Here is an 18987-nt window from a genome sequence, read left to right as displayed (position 1 = left end):
TGTGTCCGGACGGTTGCCGCAGCTTGCTGTTAGTTCGAGTCACCTTCGACTGCCCGGGCCCGCAACCAGGGGGCATGTACCCGCGTTGACCCCGATATGACCCAAGACTCGACGGCCGTCCAGCTTGCAAGATCTTCCAGCAACGCGACCGCGAGCGGTGGCTGGTGGCGCGATGCCGTCATCTATCAGGTGTACGTACGCTCCTTCGCCGACAGCGACGGAGACGGCATCGGCGACCTCCGCGGGGTCCGCTCCCGCCTCCCCCACCTCGCCCGCCTCGGGGTCGACGCCGTGTGGCTCACCCCCTTCTACGTCTCCCCGCAGGCGGACGGCGGCTACGACGTCGCCGACTACCGGGCCGTCGACCCCCTCTTCGGCGACCTCTCCGACGCCGACGAGCTGGTCCGGGCCGCGCACGCGCTGGGGCTGCGGGTCATCGTCGACGTGGTCCCGAACCACACCTCCGAGCAGCACCCGTGGTTCCGGGCCGCCCTCGCCGGGGATCCGGGAGCCCGCGCGCGCTACCACTTCCGCCCGGGGCGGGGCGCTCGCGGCGAGCACCCGCCCAACGACTGGGAGTCGATCTTCGGCGGTCCGGCCTGGACCCGGGTGCCGGACGGCGACTGGTACCTGCACCTCTTCGCCCCCGAGCAGCCGGACCTCGACTGGGACCACCCCGAGGTCGCCGCCGAATTCGCCTCCGTCCTGCGCTTCTGGCTCGACCTCGGCATCGACGGCTTCCGCGTCGACGTCGCCCACGGCATGGTCAAGGCCCCCGGCCTGCCGGACATCGGCCGCGGCGCCCAGGCCACCCTCATCGGCATCGAGCCGCTCCCCTTCTTCGACCAGGACGGCGTCCACGAGATCCACCGCTCCTGGCGCCGCCTCCTCGACTCGTACGCGGGCGGACGCATCGGGGTCGCCGAGGCCTGGGCGCCCACCTCGGAACGCCTCGCCCTGTACGTACGCCCCGACGAACTGCACCAGGCCTTCAACTTCCGCTTCCTGAACTGTCCGTGGGACCCCGCCGCGATGCGCACCGTCATCGACGAGTCCCTGGCCGCCACCACCGCCGTCGGCGCCCCCACCACCTGGGTGCTGTCCAACCACGACGTCGTACGCCATGTGACCCGGTACGGCGGCGGGGCCCGCGGCCTGGCCCGGGCCCGGGCCGCCGCCCTGCTGATGCTGGCCCTGCCCGGGTCGGCGTACGTCTACCAGGGCGAGGAGCTCGGCCTCCCGGAGGTCGTGGACCTCCCGGACGAGGTGCGCCGGGACCCCGCCTTCGCGCGCACCGCCGGACAGGACGGGCTGCGCGACGGATGCCGGGTGCCGCTCCCCTGGTCCGGCGCGGAGCCCCCGTACGGCTTCGGGCCGGCCGGCAGTTGGCTCCCGCAGCCCGCCGGCTGGGGCGACCTCAGCGTCGCCGCGCAGACCGGTGACCCGCACTCCACGCTGGAGCTCTACCGGGCCGCGCTGGAACTGCGCCGGGCGATGCCGGGCCTGGGCGCACCGGAAGCGGGAACCGGCCGGGAAGCCGGCGCCGCGGCTCCGGCCGAGGACGAGCCCGACGGGTCGTATCCCTGCGGGATGCGTTGGCAGTCCGCCCCCGCAGGCGTGCTCCTCTTCACCCGTCCCGGTTTCGCCTGCACCCTCAACAGTGGCTCCGTCCCGGTCGAGCTTCCCGCGCCCGGTCGCCCCGTACTCTCCAGCGCCCCGGTGGAGACGGACGGCCGTACCGTCCGGCTTCCACCGGATTCGTGCACGTGGTGGTCATCGTGAACGTCCGACCGGTACAGTCCAATCCCGTGACCGCACGGCTAGCCGACATCGCAGCCCAGGCGGGGGTCAGCGAAGCCACAGTCAGCCGCGTGCTCAACGGCAAGCCCGGTGTGGCCGCAGGCACCCGCGAATCCGTGCTGGCCGCCCTCGACGTCCTCGGCTACGAGCGGCCCGTGAAGCTGCGCCAGCGCAGTGCGGGCCTCGTCGGTCTGATAACTCCCGAACTGGACAACCCGATCTTCCCGGCGCTCGCCCAGGTCATCGGCCAGGCCCTGACCTGGCAGGGGTACACGCCGGTGCTGGCCACGCAGACGCCCGGCGGGTCCACCGAGGACGAGCTGACCGAGATGCTGGTCGACCGCGGGGTCTCCGGGATCATCTTCGTCTCCGGTCTGCACGCCGACACCACGGCCGACATGGGCCGCTACGACCAACTCCGCGGGCAGGGCGTTCCGTACGTCCTCATCAACGGGTTCTCCGAGAAGGTCCAGGCCCCCTTCGTCTCCCCCGACGACCGGGCCGCGATGCAGCTCGCCGTCACCCATCTCGCCGCGCTCGGGCACACCCGTATCGGGCTGGCGGTCGGACCGAAGCGTTTCGTGCCGGTCCTGCGCAAGATCGAGGGCTTCCGGCTCGGGATGAAGGAGCGGCTCGGCCTCGGCGAGGCCGAGATCGAGGAGCTGATCCAGCACTCCCTCTACTCGCTGGAGGGCGGTCAGGCCGCCGCGGCCGCGCTGATCTCGCGGGGCTGCACGGCGGTGGTGTGCGCGAGCGACATGATGGCGCTCGGCGCGATCCGGGCGGCCCGACAGCAGGGGCTGAAGGTGCCGCAGGACGTGTCGGTGGTCGGCTTCGACGACTCGCCGCTCATAGCGTTCACCGATCCGCCGCTGACCACCATCCGCCAGCCCGTGCAGGCGATGGGTCAGGCCGCGGTCCGGACCCTGCTGGAGGAGATCGGCGGCACGCCGGCCCCGCACAGCGAGTTCGTGTTCCTGCCCGAACTGGTGGTGCGCGGCTCGACGGCCTCGGGCCCGGGCCAGCGCCGCCGGGAGCAGTAGGCGGTCGGCGCCGCCGTCGGCGCCGGCCCGCGACAGCGGGCAGCGGGCAGCGGGCAGTCGCACGTGTCCCTGCGGGAGGGGAGCGATCCCGGTCCCGATACTGGGCAGATGCCCATGCCCGGCCGCATTCGCGACAGGATCCTGCCCGACCACAAGCGACGCTCGCTGGAGGACCTCCAGGAGGATCTCGATCTGTCGTCGGGGGACAGCCGGGCGAAGCAGTCGGCCTTCTGGACCATGCTCACGCTGTCCTCCGTGATCGCCGCCTGCGGGATCCTGACGGACTCCACCGCCACCGTCATCGGAGCGATGATCATCGCCCCGCTCTCGACGCCGATCATGGGGATCGCCCTCGGTGCCGTGCAGCGCCGCCGCTCCACGGCCCTCGCCTTCGTGGCGCTCGGCGGCCTGCTGGTGCTCCTGATCGGCGCGCTCGCCTCTCTGGTGGTGCCCACCTCGTACGATCTGCTGTCGGACAGTCAGATCGCCGGCCGGACCTCCCCCGGCCTCCTCGACCTGGTCGCCGCTCTGGCCACGGGCTTCGCCGGCGCCGTGGCCCTGTCCCGCAAGGACGTCGCCGCGGTCATGCCGGGGGTCGCCATCGCGATCTCCTTGGTACCGCCGCTCGTGGTGACGGGCGTGTGCGCCGGCCAGACGTCGTGGTGGCTCGCGCTGGGCGCGCTGGTGCTGTTCGTGTCCAACCTCCTCGCCATGGTCTTCGCGGGCATGGTGGTCTTCGCCGTGCTCGGCTACACCCGGGCCGCGGGACGCCCCGAGCGGGCCGGGGCCCCACGCCGCGCCTACGTCATGCTCGGGCTGCTGTTCACCGCGGTCGCGCTCCCGCTCGGCGCCAACACGGCGACCACGGTCCTGCTGAACGCGTGGACCGCGCGGACGTGGACCGCGGCGGAGAGCTGGCTCTCGAAGACCCCGGGCGCGGCGGTCACCGGCGTCGACGCGCAGTCCAGGACCTTCTACATCCATGTGCGCAGTCCCGGCGGCCTCCCGCCGATCGACGACCTGCTCCACGACCTCGAAGGGCAGCTCCCCGACGGCGTCCCCGTCGTGGTCGACGCCACCCGCGGGCAGCAGATCACCGCCGGGAAAGTGGGGGGCTGAAGCGGCCGTGTAGTACCCAGGTCTGAGCGGCTGCGTGGAAGACCGTACCGAGGGATGATCGGAGGCGGTAACGCATCTGGCAGACTCTCTCCCCATGGGTGAATCGAGCGTGAAGACACTGGAAACCCGGACGGACGTCTCATCACCCACCGTGGTCGAGACCGAGACCCGTCCGGGGTCCGAACGCACCCTTCTTTCCCGGTTGCGAGCCCCGCGCCGGCCTCGGATCTGGTTCGAGATCCTGCTCATCGCGATCAGCTACTGGACGTACTCGCTGATCCGCAACGCGGTGCCCGAGCAGAAGGCGGCGGCCCTCGCCAACGCCGACTGGATCTGGAGCGTCGAGCGGACCCTCGGCATCGCCGTGGAGCAGTCGGTCAACCACACGATCAACTCCGTGACGTGGCTGATCGTGGGCATGAACTACTACTACGCCACGCTCCACTTCGTCGTGACGATCGGCGTCCTGGTCTGGATCTACCGTTTCCATCCGGGGCGGTACGCCGCCACGCGCATGGTTCTCTTCGCCACCACCGGCGTGGCCCTGGTCGGCTACTACTGCTACCCGCTCGCGCCGCCGCGGCTGATGAACGGGCAGAACTTCATCGACACCGTGCTGGTCCACCACACCTGGGGTTCCATGGCCTCGGGCAACCTCAAGCAGATGTCGAACCAGTACGCGGCGATGCCGTCCATGCACATAGGGTGGTCGCTCTGGTGCGGCCTGACGATCTTCGCGGTCGCCTCCGCCCCCTGGGCCCGGATCCTGGGCCTGCTCTACCCGACCGCGACGCTCATCGTCATCGTGGCCACCGCCAACCACTTCTGGCTCGACGCCGTGGGCGGCATGATCTGCCTGGCCTTCGGCTACACGGTCTCGCGGTCCTGGTACGGCTCCTTCGCCCACCACCTGCCCCGCCACCCCGAGCACACGGGCCCGCACCCCGCGTCGGACCTGCTGAACCGCGTCCTCGCCCGCCGCTAGGCGGTGGCCGAGCCGCCGGCTACTGCTGTCCCAGGGCCATCCACTTGCCGGGCGTGCTGAGGGGCTCGAAGCCGGCCCGTGCGTAGACGGCGTGCGCGTCGGCGGTCGCGAGCAGCACCCGGCGCAGCCCGTACGGCTCCAGGTGCGCGCACACCGCGTCGACGAGGGCCCCGCCGAGCCCCTTGCCGCGGGCCCCCGGGTCGACGTAGACATCGCAGAGCCAGGCGAAGGTGGCCCGGTCGGTGACGACGCGGGCGTACGCGAGCTGGGCTCCGGAGGCCTGGTCGTAGAGGCCGAAGTTCACGGAGCCCGCGATGGCGTCCTCCTGCTTCTGCCGACTGCGCCCGAGCGCCCAGTAGGCGTCCTCGGACAGCCACCGGTGGACGAGCCCGACGTCGAGTCGGGCGGCGTCGGTGGAGATCTCGTACCCGCCGGGAAGGTCATCGCTCATCCCGGCATTCAACCAGCGGCCGCTCGTTCCTTGCCGGCGCATTTCAGCTGCCGGTCGGACCCGGTTGCCGCGCGGGAAGTCCGGGGGCTCAGCAGGTCCGCTCGTATTCCACCTGGGTGAGCGGCTTGCCGTCGCCGAAGTCGAAGGGGCGTACGGTGCCGCTCTCGGTGAAGCCGCACTTGGTGTAGAAGCGGCGGGAGCGCGGGGTGTCGCGCAGGGTCCACAGGTGGGTGCGCGCGAACCCGTCGTCGCGCAGGTGGCGCAGGGTCTCGGTCATCAGCGCGGCCGCGATGCCGCTGCCCCAGCCATCGGGGTGGGTGTAGAAGGAGAGGATCTCGGCGAGGCCGGGTCGGGTCTCGGATGCCCGGAAGGTGGTCAGCGCGAGCGGGCGCCCCTCGTGTTCGGCCAGCAGGATCGGGGTGTCCGCCTGCCCGACCCTCTCGTGCCACCGCGTCCGCCTGCTCCGGACACCGTCCGCGGCGAACTCGGGATCGAAGAAGGGCGCGTACGCCGCCTCCCAGGCCGCGGCGTGGATCTCGCCGAGGACGTCCCCGTCGTACGGGCCGGCGCGCCGAACTGTGAACATCCGAGCACCCTATCCGCGGTCCGCGGGCGGCACGCCGGTTCCGCCGGTTCCGCCGTGGAACCGGGAGCCGGGGATGAAGCGGAACCTGTCCTCCGCATCGATGTCGTCGTCGTGGTCGCCATGGTCGTGGTCGTCGTCGCCGAAGTAGAACGAGGTCGTCGTGCCGGCCACCACGTCGAGGAGGAACTGGCTGCACGAGGCCTCATGGGCCTCCCAGTAGGGGCCGCGGCCCTCGTGGAGGATGACCGTCCACTCCTCCGGCTCGACCTCGGGCCGGACCACCCAGTACAGGACGTGTCCCGAACCCTCCGCGTACCCCCAGGGCACCAGTCGGGTGTCGCCGTCCAGGATCTCCGCCGGCTTGGCCTCGCCCGCCTCCCAGAAACGGGCGAGGATCTCCTCGCGCTCCGCGGTCTGGGCGAGGAGGTCGTACATCTTCTCCGGGCAGTCCGGTTCCAGCAGCCAGATCGTTCCGGCGAAGACCCCGCCCCCGTGGGTGTCGACGAGCCGCTTGTAGTCGGCCGGGAGGGCGGTGCCCAGCGCCTCCTCCACGACGGCCCACTCCACGTCGCGGACTTCGCCGGGCGGGGGCGCCGGGCACAGGCGCTGCAGCGGTTCGGTGTGGCGCAGGCTCCGGGCGATCCGTACGTCGACCGGCAGGGCACTGAACCGGGCCGGCGTCCTGGTGGGGTCGAGCACCACGGCGCGCATCCGGTCGCCGACCTCGGCGCGCGGCACGTCCGCCCACCAGGAGGGGTGCTTGGCCTGGTCGATGAAACCGTCGTGCCCGTCCGCGTCCACGGCGCATCCGAACGGGGCCACGGCCGTGACGACCACATCGCACTCTTGGTGATCAACAAGCATGTCCCCACCTTGCCCCATGCCGACAAGGGGGCGTGCGGGTGGTCAGCGCAGCCATCTCCGCAGGAACCCCGGCCCGGCCGATGGGGCGGACACCGGTACGAGCTCCTTCGACAGCGGCGCCGGTACGGAGCCGGCCGTGCCCGGAGCGATCCGTTCCAGGGCTTCGGTGAGGGTACGGACGTAGGCCGCGTCCACCAGGATCCGCTCCCGCTCGTACGGGTGGCTGAGGCGTTCCTCCTGCGCCAGGATCCGGACCAGCCGGGGCACGGCGGTGGCGGCCGGGGCGCCGATCTCCCCGAGCCGGTGGACGGCCTCCCGCACCGGCATGGCCGGACGCCCGGCCCAGTCCGGGTCGACCTCCGCCAGCAGGACCGGTACGGCGGGCTCCGCGTCTGCGGTGATCCGCCAGTACGCGTGCGCCGCGGCGACCCGGGTCCACGCGCCGGGCGACTTCATCAGAGCGCGCACGGTGTCCGTGTGGGCGGCGGCCAGTGGGCCGAGATCGGCGAGGAAGGGCAGGCCGTGGGCGGCCGTGCCGGACCGTACGGCCACCCCGCACACGTCGAGGGCGAGCGTCGGATCGCCGGTGACCCTCCAGTGCGCCCAGGCGGCCCGCCGCGGGTGGTGACGACCGGAGTGCGGGTCACGGCCGGTGGCGAACGCGGCCAGCCGGTCGGCGGCGGCGACGGCCGGGGCGCCGATCCCGCCGAGGACGCGCAGGGCGTCGTAGGCGTAGGGGGTGTCCAGGTGCCGGACCACCTCGGGCAGGGCGGGTGCGGCGTCCGGCCCCCAGCCGGCGAGGAGTTCGAGCGCGGCGGTACTCCCGTGGTAGTCCGCCGGCTCCCGCCGCAGATCGGGCAGGACCAGGGGAAGTAGTTCCGAGGCGGGCAGCGCGGCCAGGATGCGGGGGCGGCGCAGCCCGTACGGGAGCGGTCCGCCCTGCGCGAGGCTCCGCAGGCCGGGCAGCGCCCGGGGGTCGCCCATCCCGGCGAGGGCGAGCGTGAGCGTCTGGATCTCGCGGGCGGAGGCGCGGGCGAAGACGCCGAGCCGGGTCTTGAGGGAGGCGGCGATCGGATCGGCATGCGCGGAAACGGCGGGACCGGCCTGGAGCAGCGCGTGATCGGCGTCCCAGGTGTCGTGCATGTCGTCGCAGACGGCTCGGACGACGAGTTCCCAGCACCACGGCTCGGGCCACCGGGATCGGAGAACGGCCTCGGTCGCGGCGTCGAGTCTCCTCACGCGGCGGCGAAGGCCACGAAGCCGGTCCAGGCGCGGGGGGTGAGCATGAGCCGGGCGTCCTCGGGGCGCTTGGAGTCCCGGACGAGGACGGTGCCGGGGGTGTGGGCGACCTCGACGCACTCCGGCCCGTCGTTGGTGCTGTAGCTGCTCTTGGTCCAGGCGACCTCGACACACTCGTTGCTGTCGCTGGCGCTGTAGCTGCTCTTCACCCAGTCCGGTGCGGAAAGGTCGCTGACCGAGGGCTTGATGCTCATGTCTCTCCCAGCACTTTCTCGATGAAGGCTCTCGACTGCCGTGGGCTGAGAGCCTGTGAACGGATGATCCCATAACGGAGTTCGAGGAGTTGGATGTCACTGGCGTCGGTGATCAGGCGACTCGGCAACTGCGCCTCGACGTACCCGACCGCCGAACCGTCCCGCATCTTCACCACCTGTAGGTGGCCTCCCATGCCCGCGTGGTCCTCTGAATCCGTCGGCATCACCTGGATCTCGACGTTGCGCAGTCGGCTGACGGCGAGCAGGTGCTTCAACTGCCTGCGGAGTACGTCCCGCCCACCGATCGTCCGCTCCAGCGTGACCTGCTCCAACACGAAGGTGAGTGCTGGTGACGGCTGCCGCTGGAAGATCTCCTGACGAGCCATTCGGGCTGCTACGTACCGGTCCACCTCGTCCGCCGAGTAGGCAGGCCTCCGCATCTCGTACAACGCGCGCGTGTACTCCTCGGTCTGAAGCAGCCCGTGCAGGTTGTGGTTCCCGTAGGCACCCAGCTCAACCGCCTCGGATTCCAGCTTGGCCAGATCACGGACCTTCTTCGGATACCGGGCCTGCTGGATATCGGTCTTCATCGCGGCGATTTTCCCACCCGCCCCAAGAACCTCGTCCGCCTTGTCCAAGAACTCCGGACGCGGAATGCGGGCGCCGCGCTCGATCTTGTAGATCAGGTTCGCTCCGTACCCCATCCGTTCACCGAACTTCGCCCGGTCGAGTCCGGCGGCCTCCCGCCACATTTTCAGCTGGCGTCCCACCGTGGCGATGACCGCCCCGGATTCGTCCTCAGGGTCGAGTTCCCAGCTCGACTCGTCCGTGCCGTCCGTGCTCACTTCCACCTCCGCGGGACCGGGAGGACACGGCGGGACGACTTTGGACAGCCGTCGTACACAGCGCCCTCAACTCTGTTCAGGTTACGCACGGATGGCCACGCTGAGTCACGTGAATCAGGAAATCTGCCTCGTCGCCACGCTCCCTTCCACCCCGCGCGGCGCACGCGCCGCCCGCGCGCTCGCGGTCGCCCAACTTGCTGAACATAGGCTTCCGTTCGAGGACGCGGCGCAGGTCGTCGCCGAACTCGCCGCGAATGCCGTGACCCACGGGAAGGTGCCGGGGCGGGACTTCCGGCTGGCGTTGCGCGTAACGCCCGGGCCTACGCTCCGTATCGAAGTGTCGGACACCCGGCGGGAGTTCGGACCGCCGGCGGCGGCCGAGGCCCCGGCGCTCGGAGCCGAGTCGGGACGGGGGTTGGTCCTGGTCGCCGCGCTCGCCACGCGATGGGGGACGGATCACGGTCCCGCGCCCCTGAAAACCGTATGGGCCGAAATGGATTTGGCGAGTCCGATTTCACCGGATCGAGGTTTCCACGACCCGGTGGGGCGATCTCCGGTGCCGCACGACGCCTAATGACAGATAACCGGGGGAAATAACCTCTCCACACCTCCCCCTCCCCTCTCACTCGGTCGGGTGAATCACCCCAACCCAGCTGGCGCATATGCGAATTCGCCCGGCACCCTGGCTCCCGACAACCCCATAAAACGCGTACGGCCCTCGTACGGGACTGGCATCCCGAGCGAGGGCCTGACCACAACGGAAGAAAGCACCTTCCCCCATGGCTGACCAGCAGCTTAGCGCGCCCTCGCGCGCCTCGTCGGGCATCCGACACATCAACCACGACCATCACCGCGGCTACGTCAAGATCGGCAACCACCTCGCCCAGCACCGCGAGCTGAGCATGACGGCGATCGGCCTGGCCACGCACATCCAGTCCCTCCCGACCGGCAGCGAGGTCACCATCAAGGCCTTGGCCGAGCGCTTCCCGGAGGGCGAGGTCCGGATCGCCGCCGCCCTGCGCGAGCTGGAGACGCACGGCTACCTGGCGCGCCTCAAGGAGCGACTCCCGTCCGGGCATGTCGTGACCTGCACGGTCTCGTACAACAACCCGCCCGCGCGGTCGACGGAGACCCACCGCGAGCGGCGCGAACCCGCCTCGACCCCCCGGCCCGACCCGGACCCGGACCCGGAGCCTGCCCCCGCCCCCGCACCCGTGCCGGAGGAGGTCCCGGAGGTGGAAGTGCCGGAGGTCGAGATCCAGGCCCGGGAGCTGTTGGCCCGGCTGCGGCTGCGCGATCCCCGGTTGGTGCTGTCCGAGCGCGACACGGTGCGGCTGGCGCCGGCCGCCGCGCGCTGGCTGGAGCGCGGGCTCGCGCCGGGCGCCGTCATCGCCGCCCTGACGCGTGCGCTGCCGTCGGCCACGATCCACTCCCCTGCGGCCCTGCTCGCCCACCGCCTGCGGGAACAGCTTCCGCCCCGGATCCCGGACGCCTGGGCGGCGTACCCCGTGGTCCCCGACCGGGTGGTCCATCCGCTCCGCTCGTGCGAGGACTGCGACCGCGCCTTCCGCTCCCCCGTCCCGGGCCGCTGCACCTCCTGTGCGGCGGCGGCCCCTGCGGCCTGAAGCGCATGACGACGCCTCCGGTGACAATGGGCGGATGATCGAACTGGGTGGGGACCTGTTTCCGGATGACCGAGTGACCGACAAGATCGCCGAGGCTTGGGTCGGCGGGCTGAAATGGAATCCCGCGCTGACGATGCCGGTGTTCGAGAGGCTGCTGGCCGCTGACGACCAGGACGATCTCACCTACTGGCTCACATCGCGCCCCCTGGACCGGGAGATGACGGCCGCCGTGGTCGCCTCCCCCCTGATCAAGCACCGGCTCTCGTTGATCGAACACGGCAGGGTCGACGTGGACGCGCTCGCCGGGCTCGCCCGGGATCCGTCGCCTCGGATCAGGTTCCAGTACGCCGTCATGGCCGGTGACTTCGGTCGGCGCGTGCCCGACGGGGTGCCTGAGGTCCTGGCCGGTGACAGCGAGGCGCGCGTGCGGGCGATGGCCACGCAATGGGAACTCCCCCTGCACGTACGCGCACGCCTCGCCGAGGACGAGGACGCCCGGGTGCGTGGCAAAGTGCTCACCCCCGAGCTCTGGACGCACCTCTCGGCCACCGTGCGCGAGGCCCTGCTCGCCGACCCCGCGCCGCAGGTACGGGAAGCCGTGGCCGCGATCCTGTCCGACGGGGCGGAGATCCTCCCGGAGCCGAAGCCGCCGCTGCCCACCCCCGAAGAGCGGGTGAGCAGCGACGACCGCTCCGTACGCCGGGACGCGGCCCTGGATCCGGACGTCCCGACCGCACTGGCGCTGCGGCTCGCCGAGGACCCCGACGACGCGGTCGTCCTCGCGCTGTCGATGCGCGAGGACCTCACCGAGGAGCAGCGATCGGCCATCGCCTACGTGGTGCCGCACGGCTACCACATGCCGCCCACCTGGATCGTCGAGCACGGCCATGAGCCGGCCGTCGCGCGTCGGGCCGCAGCCTCCGGGCATGTCCTGCTGCGCCGGAGCATCGCCATGCAACGGGACCTCCCCGCCGATGTGGTGGACCTGCTGGCCCGGGACGAGGACTTCTTCGTCAAGCTCACCCTCTGCCAGAGCTGCGCCCAGGCCCCGCACGAACTCGTGGTGGAGATGTACGCCTACTGGCACGGCCTGACGTGGAGCTTCCTGCGCTCCCACCCGAACTTCGCGATGCCCGGCCTCGCCCGCTACGCCGATCACCCCAACCCGCGGCTGCGCCACGCGGCCCTCGACGATCCCGACGCAGGCCCGGACCTCGTGATGAAGCTGATCGACGACCCGGACGTCGGTGGCTCGGCGGTAAAGCACCCGCGGTTGCCTACCGGAGAGCTCGTACGGAGGCTCACCCTCCCCGGCTCGGCCTGGTACGCGGCGGCGAATCCGGCCCTGCCGCCCGCGACGATGCACCGGCTGCTCGACCTGGCCCGGGTGGGCCCGTCGCCCGTGCGGTAGGCACGATCCGATGGCGACGCGTCAGGGTTCAGGCTCAGGTTCTGTCGTGGGATCCGAAGAAGCGCTGAAGCCAACTCGTGGTGCTGGACCCCTCGGCAGCGGCGGATCCGCCGGCGGACTCGTACGGGCAGGACGGTGCGTGAGGCCCTGTCTGCGGTTGCGTGGCGCCGCTGACCAGGGCGCAGCGGTCGTGGGGCTGTGCGCCCGAGCATTGACAGCAAGTGCATGCTTGCCACTTGTAGAGTTACTGTCATGCAACTGGATCTGAACCTGCTCACCGCCCTGGACGCCCTGTTGGAAGAGGGCAGCGTCTCCGGCGCGGCAGCGCGCCTCCACGTCACCTCACCGGCGATGAGCCGCTCCCTGGGTCGGATCCGCAAGGCCACCGGTGACCAGATCCTGGTCCGTACCGGCCGCAGCATGGTCCCCACCACCCGCGCGTCGGCCATGCGCGCCGAGGTCCACGCCCTCGTGCAGCAGGCCCACCACCTCCTGTCCGCGCAGCGGGAACTCGACCTGGCGGCCCTGGAGCGGGTGTTCACCGTGCGCTGGCACGACGCCCTGACCGCCGCGTGCGGCACCACCCTGATCGGCGCCGTCCACCGCCGGGCGCCCGGCGTCCGGCTGCGCCTGTCCGCCGAGTCCGGGACGGACGACGCCGAACTGCGCCGGGGTGAGGTCGACCTCGAATCGAGTGCCGCTGCTCCGACGCTCCCCGACATCCGCCACCACCTCGTCGGCAGGGACCGGCTGATCGTCGCCGTCCGACCGGGCCACCCACTCACCGAAGGTCCACTGAGCCTCGAACGCTACGCGGCCGCCGAACACGTCACCGTCTCGCGGCGCGGAAGCCTGAGCGATCCGATCGACGACGCCCTGACGGCACACGGCCTCGAACGACGCGTCGTCGCCGCCGGGCCCACTGCCGCCTTCGCCCTGCAACTCGCCCTCGACACCGACCTGGTCGTCACCCTCCCCGACGCCGTCACCCGTACCGCCCGCGACCGACTCGGCCTGGTCTCGCTGTCGCCGCCGCTCCCGCTGCCCGACGTACCCCTGTACCTGCTGTGGCACCAGCGCTACGACGACGACCGCGCCCACGCCTGGCTGCGTGACCTGGCCACCGAAACCGTCGGGGCACTCTTCACGCCACCGACGACGTCGTAGGTCGCGCACCCGGCCGCCCCCGGTCGTGGGGAGGTGTCTGCGGTCGTACGGTGGAAGCAGGCCCGTGCCCCCGCAGGAGCCCGTGGGTCGCGCACGTCGCCTGCGCAGGCCGCGCGAGACGCCCCGTGGCCGCCCTCGGGGCGGCCGCCCCCAGGGCCGGGTGTCGTGGGCGGCTCCCCACCGACCCCCGACGAGGGGAAGACTCTGATGCGTACCAAGAACAGCCGGATCCGTCGCGCGTGCGCGGTCGCCTGCACCGTCCCGCTGCTCGCGCTGGGTGGCGCCGCCACCGCGCTCGCCGTCCCGGCGGCGTCGGCATCGGCCTCCGTCACCCGTAGCGTGCAGCAGTCCTCGCCGGACGAAATCCTCGCGCTGGTCAACGCCGAACGGGAGAAGGCGGGTTGTGAGCCGCTGACCGTGGACCCGCGGCTCGCGGCGGCCGCCCGGGCCCACGCCGACGACATGGCGGCGAACGGGTTGACCGCGCACACCGGCTCGGACGGGTCCAGCGACCTGGCGCGCATGGAGAAGGCCGGCTACTCGCCCGCAGGCCCGTCCTCGGAGAACGTCTCCGGACCGGGTCACCAATCCTCGAAGTCCCACGTCGACGGCTGGATGGCCAGCACCAGGGGCCACCGGGCCGCCATCTTGAACTGCACGTACAAGCAGACCGGGATCGGCACGAGCGGCGAGTACGCCGTCGAGCTCTTCGCCGTCCAGTCGAGGTAGCCGCACGACCCTCGCCGGCCGAGCCGGCACCGAACCGATTCGGAGAGCAGGTACGTCCCCATGCACATGTCGACCCGTATCGCCGGCGTCCTGACCGGCCTGGCCCTCGCCCTCGGCGGCGCCGCCTTCGCGGCTCCCGCCGCCCACGCGGACGTCACGGCCTGCATCAACCAGGTCGAGCGCGAGTTGCAGGGCGGTGAGGCGCCGGACTCCGTCCGCATGGCGTGCTACGTCGGTCTGACCGGCGACCACGAGCAGTGCGTGTCCGGCCTGACGGCGGGAGGTGTCACCAACGGGACCGCGGTGAGCGCCTGCCGGGTGGCCCCCGAGTAGGAATCGGCCCCCGACCTCCCGTCCGACCTCCCGCACCCACTCCCCGTATCCACCTCCTGTATTCCGAGAGCAGGTGTGTGCCGTGTTCCCCGTCGCGTCCCCCGTGCGCACGTCGCCCCGTCTCGCCGGTGTGCTCGCCGGCCTGTTCCTCTCCCTTTCCGGTGCGGCCCTCGTCGCGCCCGCCGCCCACGCCGACATCCCCGCCTGTACGAACATGGCCGCGCAGGCGGGCGCCGAGGTCACCGACGCCGTCTCGGCGTCCTGTCGGCTCGGCGTGTCCGGTGACCTCCAAGGGTGCGCGAGCGGCCTGACCGCGGCCGGAGTGCCCGGTGGCGCCGCGAACGGCGCCTGCCGGGCGGCGGCCCTGGAACCGCGGTAGAGCGATCGCACGATCCCGCGCCCGCCCCCCTCCGTACGTCGCCGTCGGCCCACGACGCAGGCGACCTGAGGGGGACGGGCGCAGCCGCGCGCGAAACAGTGACATGCGTCACGGCACCCACATCGGGGCCGGGCTTTCTTGACGGAGCGTTAACCCGCCGACATTTCGATATTTGTCCCTTTTGGAATCGACATTCCCCTCTCCGCCGGAAACGGAATATGCGCCGCCGAGGGGTGTGTCACCGACCGGCCAGGTCACAGCCGTTTCTGATCATTCATCAGACGGTTGCGGGAGTGACCAAATCGTGATGATGCACGATCACTGCCCTCTTTCAAGCCGCGTGCCGACCGCCGCGAGCTCGTGATCAGCGGAAACTTGCCAGGCCATTCACAGGTTTCTAAGAATGGCGGCCTCTTCGGTGCCCCGCGATTCCGGCGCCGAAAGCTTCGCGATCACTGAATGAGGTCAGGCATGCAGAAGCATCGGAAGAAGACGTCCTACAAGAAAATAGCCATCGGTGTCGGCGCGCTCGCCATCGTGGGTGTTCCCACCGCCGCCATGGCCTGCTTCGACGGTCAGGACGACGGCCGGACCCGGACCGTGAGCCACCAGCAGCAGCGGCCGTGGCAGTGGCAGCAGACGCCGTCGGCCACGCCGACCACCCTGGCACCCGTGGACGCGCCGCTCCCGAGCGAGACGCCGAGCAGCAGCCCCTCCGAGGCCTCCCCCAGCAGCCCCGCCGCGCCCACGCAGCCCGTCGTCGAGACCACCCGGCCCGCGCAGCCCAAGCCCGCGAAGCCGCCGGTCGAGACGAAGAAGCCGCAGGCGCCCCAGCCGTCGAAGACCGCCGCCCCGCCGGCCACCGGCTCCGTCGCGCAGGTCCTCGCGCTCGTCAACAAGGAGCGCGCCGCCGCCGGATGCTCGGCCGTCTCCCTGAACGCGAAGCTGACGAAGGCCGCGCAGGACCACAGCGCCGACATGGCCTCCCACAGCAACATGTCCCACACCGGCTCCGACGGCTCGGACCCGGGCGCGCGGATCACCCGCGCCGGATACACGTGGAGCACGTACGGCGAGAACGTCGCCTACGGCTACAGCACTCCCGAGAAGGTCATGGAGGGCTGGATGAACAGCCAGGGCCACCGGGAGAACATCCTGAACTGCTCCTTCAAGGAGATCGGTATCGGCCTGGCGCAGCCCGGCAACTACTGGACGCAGGACTTCGGCACGGCCCGCTGACACCGGCGCCGGACCGACACGGCGGACCGCGGACCCCCACAGGGTCCGCGGTCCGCCTCGTCCGTCGCGGTCAGAGCCTGAACAGCACTCCGCGCCAGGTCCAGCCCGCCCTGAGGACCGTGTTCTGCAGGGGGTTCTTGACCAGCCCCGTGTCGAAGCGGAACGTCTCCACCTTGCGGCGGCGGCCGTCGGCGCCCCGCTGGAACTCCCACTGCTTGTAGACCGCCTTCGCCGGCCCCCGGCCGTACTGCTGGCCGGAGTGCTCCAACGCGGGCTCCCACCGCTCTTCGAGCACGCGCACCTCGTGCTTCGCGGGAACCAGCCGCATGCTGGTCTTGAGGGTCAGGCGCATCTCGCTGACGCCGCACTCCACGACCAGGTCGGCACGTTCTCCCGCGGCGCCCTCCCGGACGGCGAACAGCGCATCCGGACCGCCCAGCGCGAGCAACGCCTCCCGAAGCTCCTCGGCGGCCCCCGGAGTCATACCCCGGGCCGGGTACCTGGTGCCCGTACGCCCGTCCCAGAAACGCCCCACCGTCAGCCCTCCGCCCCGTCGTCCGTCGGGCGTACCGAGCGGACGAAGTCCTGGAACTCTTGCAGGACTTCGTCGTGCTGGGCCGTGGTGGCCGTCAGGGCCAGGCGGATCATCGCCCGCTTGTGGGGGTCCTCGGTGTCCACGAGGGACAGGTACACCTGGGACTGGACCAGCTCGTGGCGGGCGCCGTCGGCCACGGCCGAGAAGCCCAGCCGCTGGGTCAGGGCGGGCGCGTCCTCGGAGCCGACCTCGCGGCGGTGGACCAGCTCCACCGACTCGGCGAACGTGCGCAGCTGCTCCACCGACGCGTCGGCGATCTCGGCCAGGGTCACCCCGTCCTTCGGGAACCCGCCGTCGACGGTGATGTTGGCGGTGAACCCGGCGTCCGGCCGCGGATGCACCGCGGCGAAGGCCACCCCCGGGTCGAACGCCTCCGGGCGGGCCGGGAGCCAGCCCTCGGGCAGCCGGAACTCGATCGGTACCGGCAGTGTCGTGGGCATCGGGGGCCCTCCTTCCATGGAGTCGGACATCAGTCGAGCAACCAATCCTTGAAGTCGCCCGCGGCGTCGCCGACCGCGTGCGCCGTATCGCCCACCGCGTCGGCCACGTCACCGGCTGTCTTGGCCACCTTCTCAGGATCCACGGTGATCTCCAGGCCTATGGAGCCGCCGAGGAGGGGTGAGGCGCCGGCCTTGCCGCCGAGCTTGTACACCCCGGTCTCCTCGTCCTTCTTGTAGCCCCACCAGGCCTCGGCACCGGGACCCGCCCAGCCTTCGGCCGTGAGGCCGACGCCGATGCCGCCGGACTCGACGCCTCCGGTGAGGCTGCCCTTGGCCCCGGCGAACGCCTTCGCGCCGACGGTCAGCTCCTCCTTGGTCGCCTTCACGCTGACCCCGGCCTCACCACCGACGAAGCCCTCGGCCCTCCCGTAGGCGCTGTGGTACTCGCCTCCGGCCCGGCCCTCGGCCAGCGCCCGGACTCCCGCGGACGCCTCGGCCTTGCCGACCAGCCCCTTGTCGGTGACGCCGAAGTTCGCGGTGGCCCGGGCTCCGCCGTAGATGTCGGCGATCCCGGAGAGCTGCATCGGCCCGAGGCTCCCCTCCCCCTTCGAAGTGCCGTGGAAGAAGTCGACGTAGGCCTTGACCGAGGCCTCCTTGCCGTACTGGCCCGGGCCGGTGGTGCTCACGCCGGCGTCGAATCCGTCGGTCTTCGTCCTGACCGTGCTCTCGTCGAGCTTCTTGGCCTTGGCCAGGTCGCCCTCGGCGTAGTTGTTGAAGCCGGTGAGGGTCTCGTCGGCCCCGGTGCCCTGGCCCAGGGCGTCCTTGTTGCTGTCGTACACGGCCGCCACGAGGGCGTCCTTGATGTGCTGGTCGGCTTCGGAGGCGGCCTTCACCCGGTCGTCGATGTGCTTCTGCCACTTCTCGACCGCGGTGCGGATGGCCTCCTGGCCGTCGGGGTCGTGGTGGTAGGCGCTGCGCTCGGCAGGTGTCAGCCTGGCGTGGTCGAAGGCGACGCGCCCTTGCTCCGACACGGTCATGCCGGCGGCGATCGCGTCGTCGCGGGCACTCTCCAGCTTCTGCCTGAGGTCGACGAGCTGTTCGTGGGCGCCCCGCAGCAGGCTCGCGACCGCCTTGGCCTGGTTCTGCGCGGCGGAGTACTCGTAGCGGGTCGCCGTGAACTTCGTCCGCGCCGCCCGGGCGCTGACACCGACCCAGTTGTCCCCCATGGTGATCTTCTGGACGGTGTCCCCGTAGCGGGTCTCGACCTTCTTCAGCTCGCCCGCCATCGAGTCCCACTTGGCGGCGGCCGTCGTCAGCAGGCCCAGGTCCGTGGTCATGACTTCGTAGTAGGTCGGCACCGGAACCCCTACACCCGGTTCAGCAGCGAACCCGACGCGAACCGGTTGCCCAGGCCGACGTCGGTGCGTTTGATGGAGCCCGAGGCTTCGCGCAGTGCGGTCTTCTCCCCGGACAACCGGCTCATCAGGGACTTCACCTGCTGGTCCCAGGTGTCCGCCACCTTCTTCAGGCCGGCGGCCGTCTCCCAGCCTTCGAAGCCCTTCTGCGCGGTGCCGGTGGCGTCGTCCGCGTGCTCCGTGGCGGTCTTGGTGGCGTGCTCCAACTCGTTCTCGATCGTGTTCGCCGCCGCACTCTTCTCCGCGGGCGACGAGGCGAAGTCCTTGGCGCCGTTCGGAAGGAACAGCCCCGACGACGGCGGGGTGACGCCCGGGGCGTACGGAACCACCGACGGCGGCGTGACGCCCGGGGCGTACGGGCCCGGCGGCGGCGCGGTGACCCCCGGAGCGTAAGGACCCAGCGGCGGGCCGCTGTTCAACCGCATGTCCACCTGGCCGAGATCATCTGACATGGTCACGCCTCCCCGT

General features: G+C 71.3%; 22 protein-coding genes. 12 read left to right on the top strand and 10 right to left on the bottom strand.

Annotation, left to right across the window (positions count from 1 at the left end):
* Positions 1-96 precede the first annotated feature (96 nt).
* The 4 genes from ACWG52_RS26410 to ACWG52_RS26395 all read left to right on the top strand — a co-directional run bounded on the left by ACWG52_RS26410 (position 97) and on the right by ACWG52_RS26395 (position 4947).
* Positions 97-1782 carry a glycoside hydrolase family 13 protein gene (locus ACWG52_RS26410; RefSeq protein ID WP_453126129.1) on the top strand — a complete coding sequence of 562 codons (1686 nt, stop codon included), beginning with the start codon at positions 97-99 and terminating at the stop codon, positions 1780-1782.
* Between the two features lie 26 nt (positions 1783-1808).
* The gene (locus ACWG52_RS26405; protein WP_453126128.1) at positions 1809-2843 is read left to right on the top strand and encodes a LacI family DNA-binding transcriptional regulator; all 1035 of its coding nucleotides are present in this window, start codon (positions 1809-1811) and stop codon (positions 2841-2843) included.
* Positions 2844-2951: 108 nt separating this feature from the next.
* Positions 2952-3962, top strand: coding sequence for a DUF389 domain-containing protein (locus tag ACWG52_RS26400; protein ID WP_326747931.1), 1011 nt, complete (start codon positions 2952-2954; stop codon positions 3960-3962).
* Between the two features lie 94 nt (positions 3963-4056).
* Positions 4057-4947 (top strand): phosphatase PAP2 family protein, encoded by an 891-nt coding sequence (locus tag ACWG52_RS26395; protein ID WP_078909682.1) that lies wholly within the window; start codon positions 4057-4059, stop codon positions 4945-4947.
* Between the two features lie 19 nt (positions 4948-4966).
* Here ACWG52_RS26395 and ACWG52_RS26390 read toward each other — a convergent pair whose 3' ends face one another.
* The 6 genes from ACWG52_RS26390 to ACWG52_RS26365 form a co-directional block, all read right to left on the bottom strand.
* Positions 4967-5398 (bottom strand): GNAT family N-acetyltransferase, encoded by a 432-nt coding sequence (locus tag ACWG52_RS26390; RefSeq protein ID WP_033226029.1) that lies wholly within the window; start codon positions 5396-5398, stop codon positions 4967-4969.
* Positions 5399-5486: 88 nt separating this feature from the next.
* Positions 5487-5984: a GNAT family N-acetyltransferase gene (locus tag ACWG52_RS26385; RefSeq protein ID WP_386018432.1), complete on the bottom strand. Its 498-nt coding sequence runs from the start codon at positions 5982-5984 to the stop codon at positions 5487-5489.
* Positions 5985-5993: 9 nt separating this feature from the next.
* Positions 5994-6848, bottom strand: a complete 855-nt coding sequence (locus ACWG52_RS26380) for an SMI1/KNR4 family protein (RefSeq protein WP_389812381.1) — start codon at positions 6846-6848, stop codon at positions 5994-5996.
* Between the two features lie 42 nt (positions 6849-6890).
* Positions 6891-8087 (bottom strand): hypothetical protein, encoded by a 1197-nt coding sequence (locus ACWG52_RS26375; protein ID WP_453126125.1) that lies wholly within the window; start codon positions 8085-8087, stop codon positions 6891-6893.
* On the bottom strand, positions 8084-8341 hold the full coding sequence (locus ACWG52_RS26370; RefSeq protein WP_389812387.1) for a DUF397 domain-containing protein: 258 nt from the start codon (positions 8339-8341) through the stop codon (positions 8084-8086). The genes ACWG52_RS26375 and ACWG52_RS26370 overlap by 4 nt, the downstream gene beginning before the upstream one ends.
* Positions 8338-9186 (bottom strand): helix-turn-helix domain-containing protein, encoded by an 849-nt coding sequence (locus ACWG52_RS26365; RefSeq protein ID WP_389812389.1) that lies wholly within the window; start codon positions 9184-9186, stop codon positions 8338-8340. Before ACWG52_RS26365 ends, ACWG52_RS26370 begins: the two co-directional genes overlap by 4 nt.
* A gap of 91 nt (positions 9187-9277) precedes the next feature.
* Here ACWG52_RS26365 and ACWG52_RS26360 point away from each other — a divergent pair, with 91 nt between their 5' ends.
* The 8 genes from ACWG52_RS26360 to ACWG52_RS26325 all read left to right on the top strand — a co-directional run bounded on the left by ACWG52_RS26360 (position 9278) and on the right by ACWG52_RS26325 (position 16069).
* The gene (locus ACWG52_RS26360) at positions 9278-9760 is read left to right on the top strand and encodes an ATP-binding protein (protein WP_389812391.1); all 483 of its coding nucleotides are present in this window, start codon (positions 9278-9280) and stop codon (positions 9758-9760) included.
* A gap of 205 nt (positions 9761-9965) precedes the next feature.
* Positions 9966-10811: a helix-turn-helix domain-containing protein gene (locus ACWG52_RS26355; protein WP_453126123.1), complete on the top strand. Its 846-nt coding sequence runs from the start codon at positions 9966-9968 to the stop codon at positions 10809-10811.
* 73 nt (positions 10812-10884) lie between these two features.
* Positions 10885-12222 carry a hypothetical protein gene (locus ACWG52_RS26350; RefSeq protein WP_389812396.1) on the top strand — a complete coding sequence of 446 codons (1338 nt, stop codon included), beginning with the start codon at positions 10885-10887 and terminating at the stop codon, positions 12220-12222.
* A 252-nt stretch (positions 12223-12474) separates the two neighbouring features.
* The gene (locus tag ACWG52_RS26345) at positions 12475-13389 is read left to right on the top strand and encodes a LysR substrate-binding domain-containing protein (protein ID WP_389812398.1); all 915 of its coding nucleotides are present in this window, start codon (positions 12475-12477) and stop codon (positions 13387-13389) included.
* Positions 13390-13596: 207 nt separating this feature from the next.
* Positions 13597-14118, top strand: coding sequence for a CAP domain-containing protein (locus ACWG52_RS26340; protein ID WP_390139922.1), 522 nt, complete (start codon positions 13597-13599; stop codon positions 14116-14118).
* Between the two features lie 60 nt (positions 14119-14178).
* Positions 14179-14451 carry a hypothetical protein gene (locus ACWG52_RS26335; protein WP_375934854.1) on the top strand — a complete coding sequence of 91 codons (273 nt, stop codon included), beginning with the start codon at positions 14179-14181 and terminating at the stop codon, positions 14449-14451.
* Positions 14452-14533: 82 nt separating this feature from the next.
* A complete protein-coding gene (locus tag ACWG52_RS26330) occupies positions 14534-14830 on the top strand; it encodes a hypothetical protein (RefSeq protein WP_390168751.1) in 297 nt (98 codons plus the stop codon).
* A 471-nt stretch (positions 14831-15301) separates the two neighbouring features.
* Entirely contained in the window at positions 15302-16069 is a 768-nt protein-coding gene (locus tag ACWG52_RS26325; RefSeq protein WP_453126120.1) for a CAP domain-containing protein, read from the top strand.
* 70 nt (positions 16070-16139) lie between these two features.
* Here the strand turns inward: ACWG52_RS26325 and ACWG52_RS26320 are convergent, their stop codons facing one another.
* Genes ACWG52_RS26320 through ACWG52_RS26305 form a run of 4 tightly spaced genes read right to left on the bottom strand, consistent with a single transcriptional unit; the run spans position 16140 to position 18971 of the window.
* Positions 16140-16553 carry a hypothetical protein gene (locus ACWG52_RS26320; protein ID WP_453126119.1) on the bottom strand — a complete coding sequence of 138 codons (414 nt, stop codon included), beginning with the start codon at positions 16551-16553 and terminating at the stop codon, positions 16140-16142.
* 53 nt (positions 16554-16606) lie between these two features.
* Positions 16607-17104, bottom strand: coding sequence for a hypothetical protein (locus ACWG52_RS26315; RefSeq protein ID WP_389812409.1), 498 nt, complete (start codon positions 17102-17104; stop codon positions 16607-16609).
* Positions 17105-17133: 29 nt separating this feature from the next.
* Positions 17134-18441, bottom strand: coding sequence for a hypothetical protein (locus tag ACWG52_RS26310; RefSeq protein ID WP_389812412.1), 1308 nt, complete (start codon positions 18439-18441; stop codon positions 17134-17136).
* A gap of 29 nt (positions 18442-18470) precedes the next feature.
* Entirely contained in the window at positions 18471-18971 is a 501-nt protein-coding gene (locus tag ACWG52_RS26305; RefSeq protein ID WP_390139928.1) for a hypothetical protein, read from the bottom strand.
* Positions 18972-18987 lie beyond the last annotated feature (16 nt).

This window comes from Streptomyces sp. CLCI03 (assembly GCF_053615355.1).
Note: the sequence above shows the minus strand (reverse complement) of the source record. Positions and strands in the feature narration are given on the sequence as shown.

Coding starts and splice junctions, on each gene's coding strand:
- ACWG52_RS26410 (WP_453126129.1), top strand. CDS start 97: ATGACCCAAGACTCGACGGCCGTCCAGCTTGCAAGATCTTCCAGCAAC.
- ACWG52_RS26400 (WP_326747931.1), top strand. CDS start 2,952: ATGCCCATGCCCGGCCGCATTCGCGACAGGATCCTGCCCGACCACAAG.
- ACWG52_RS26395 (WP_078909682.1), top strand. CDS start 4,057: ATGGGTGAATCGAGCGTGAAGACACTGGAAACCCGGACGGACGTCTCA.
- ACWG52_RS26390 (WP_033226029.1), bottom strand. CDS start 5,398: ATGAGCGATGACCTTCCCGGCGGGTACGAGATCTCCACCGACGCCGCC.
- ACWG52_RS26385 (WP_386018432.1), bottom strand. CDS start 5,984: ATGTTCACAGTTCGGCGCGCCGGCCCGTACGACGGGGACGTCCTCGGC.
- ACWG52_RS26380 (WP_389812381.1), bottom strand. CDS start 6,848: ATGCTTGTTGATCACCAAGAGTGCGATGTGGTCGTCACGGCCGTGGCC.
- ACWG52_RS26370 (WP_389812387.1), bottom strand. CDS start 8,341: ATGAGCATCAAGCCCTCGGTCAGCGACCTTTCCGCACCGGACTGGGTG.
- ACWG52_RS26360 (WP_389812391.1), top strand. CDS start 9,278: ATGGCCACGCTGAGTCACGTGAATCAGGAAATCTGCCTCGTCGCCACG.
- ACWG52_RS26355 (WP_453126123.1), top strand. CDS start 9,966: ATGGCTGACCAGCAGCTTAGCGCGCCCTCGCGCGCCTCGTCGGGCATC.
- ACWG52_RS26345 (WP_389812398.1), top strand. CDS start 12,475: ATGCAACTGGATCTGAACCTGCTCACCGCCCTGGACGCCCTGTTGGAA.
- ACWG52_RS26340 (WP_390139922.1), top strand. CDS start 13,597: ATGCGTACCAAGAACAGCCGGATCCGTCGCGCGTGCGCGGTCGCCTGC.
- ACWG52_RS26335 (WP_375934854.1), top strand. CDS start 14,179: ATGCACATGTCGACCCGTATCGCCGGCGTCCTGACCGGCCTGGCCCTC.
- ACWG52_RS26325 (WP_453126120.1), top strand. CDS start 15,302: ATGCAGAAGCATCGGAAGAAGACGTCCTACAAGAAAATAGCCATCGGT.
- ACWG52_RS26320 (WP_453126119.1), bottom strand. CDS start 16,553: ATGACTCCGGGGGCCGCCGAGGAGCTTCGGGAGGCGTTGCTCGCGCTG.
- ACWG52_RS26315 (WP_389812409.1), bottom strand. CDS start 17,104: ATGCCCACGACACTGCCGGTACCGATCGAGTTCCGGCTGCCCGAGGGC.
- ACWG52_RS26310 (WP_389812412.1), bottom strand. CDS start 18,441: ATGACCACGGACCTGGGCCTGCTGACGACGGCCGCCGCCAAGTGGGAC.
- ACWG52_RS26305 (WP_390139928.1), bottom strand. CDS start 18,971: ATGTCAGATGATCTCGGCCAGGTGGACATGCGGTTGAACAGCGGCCCG.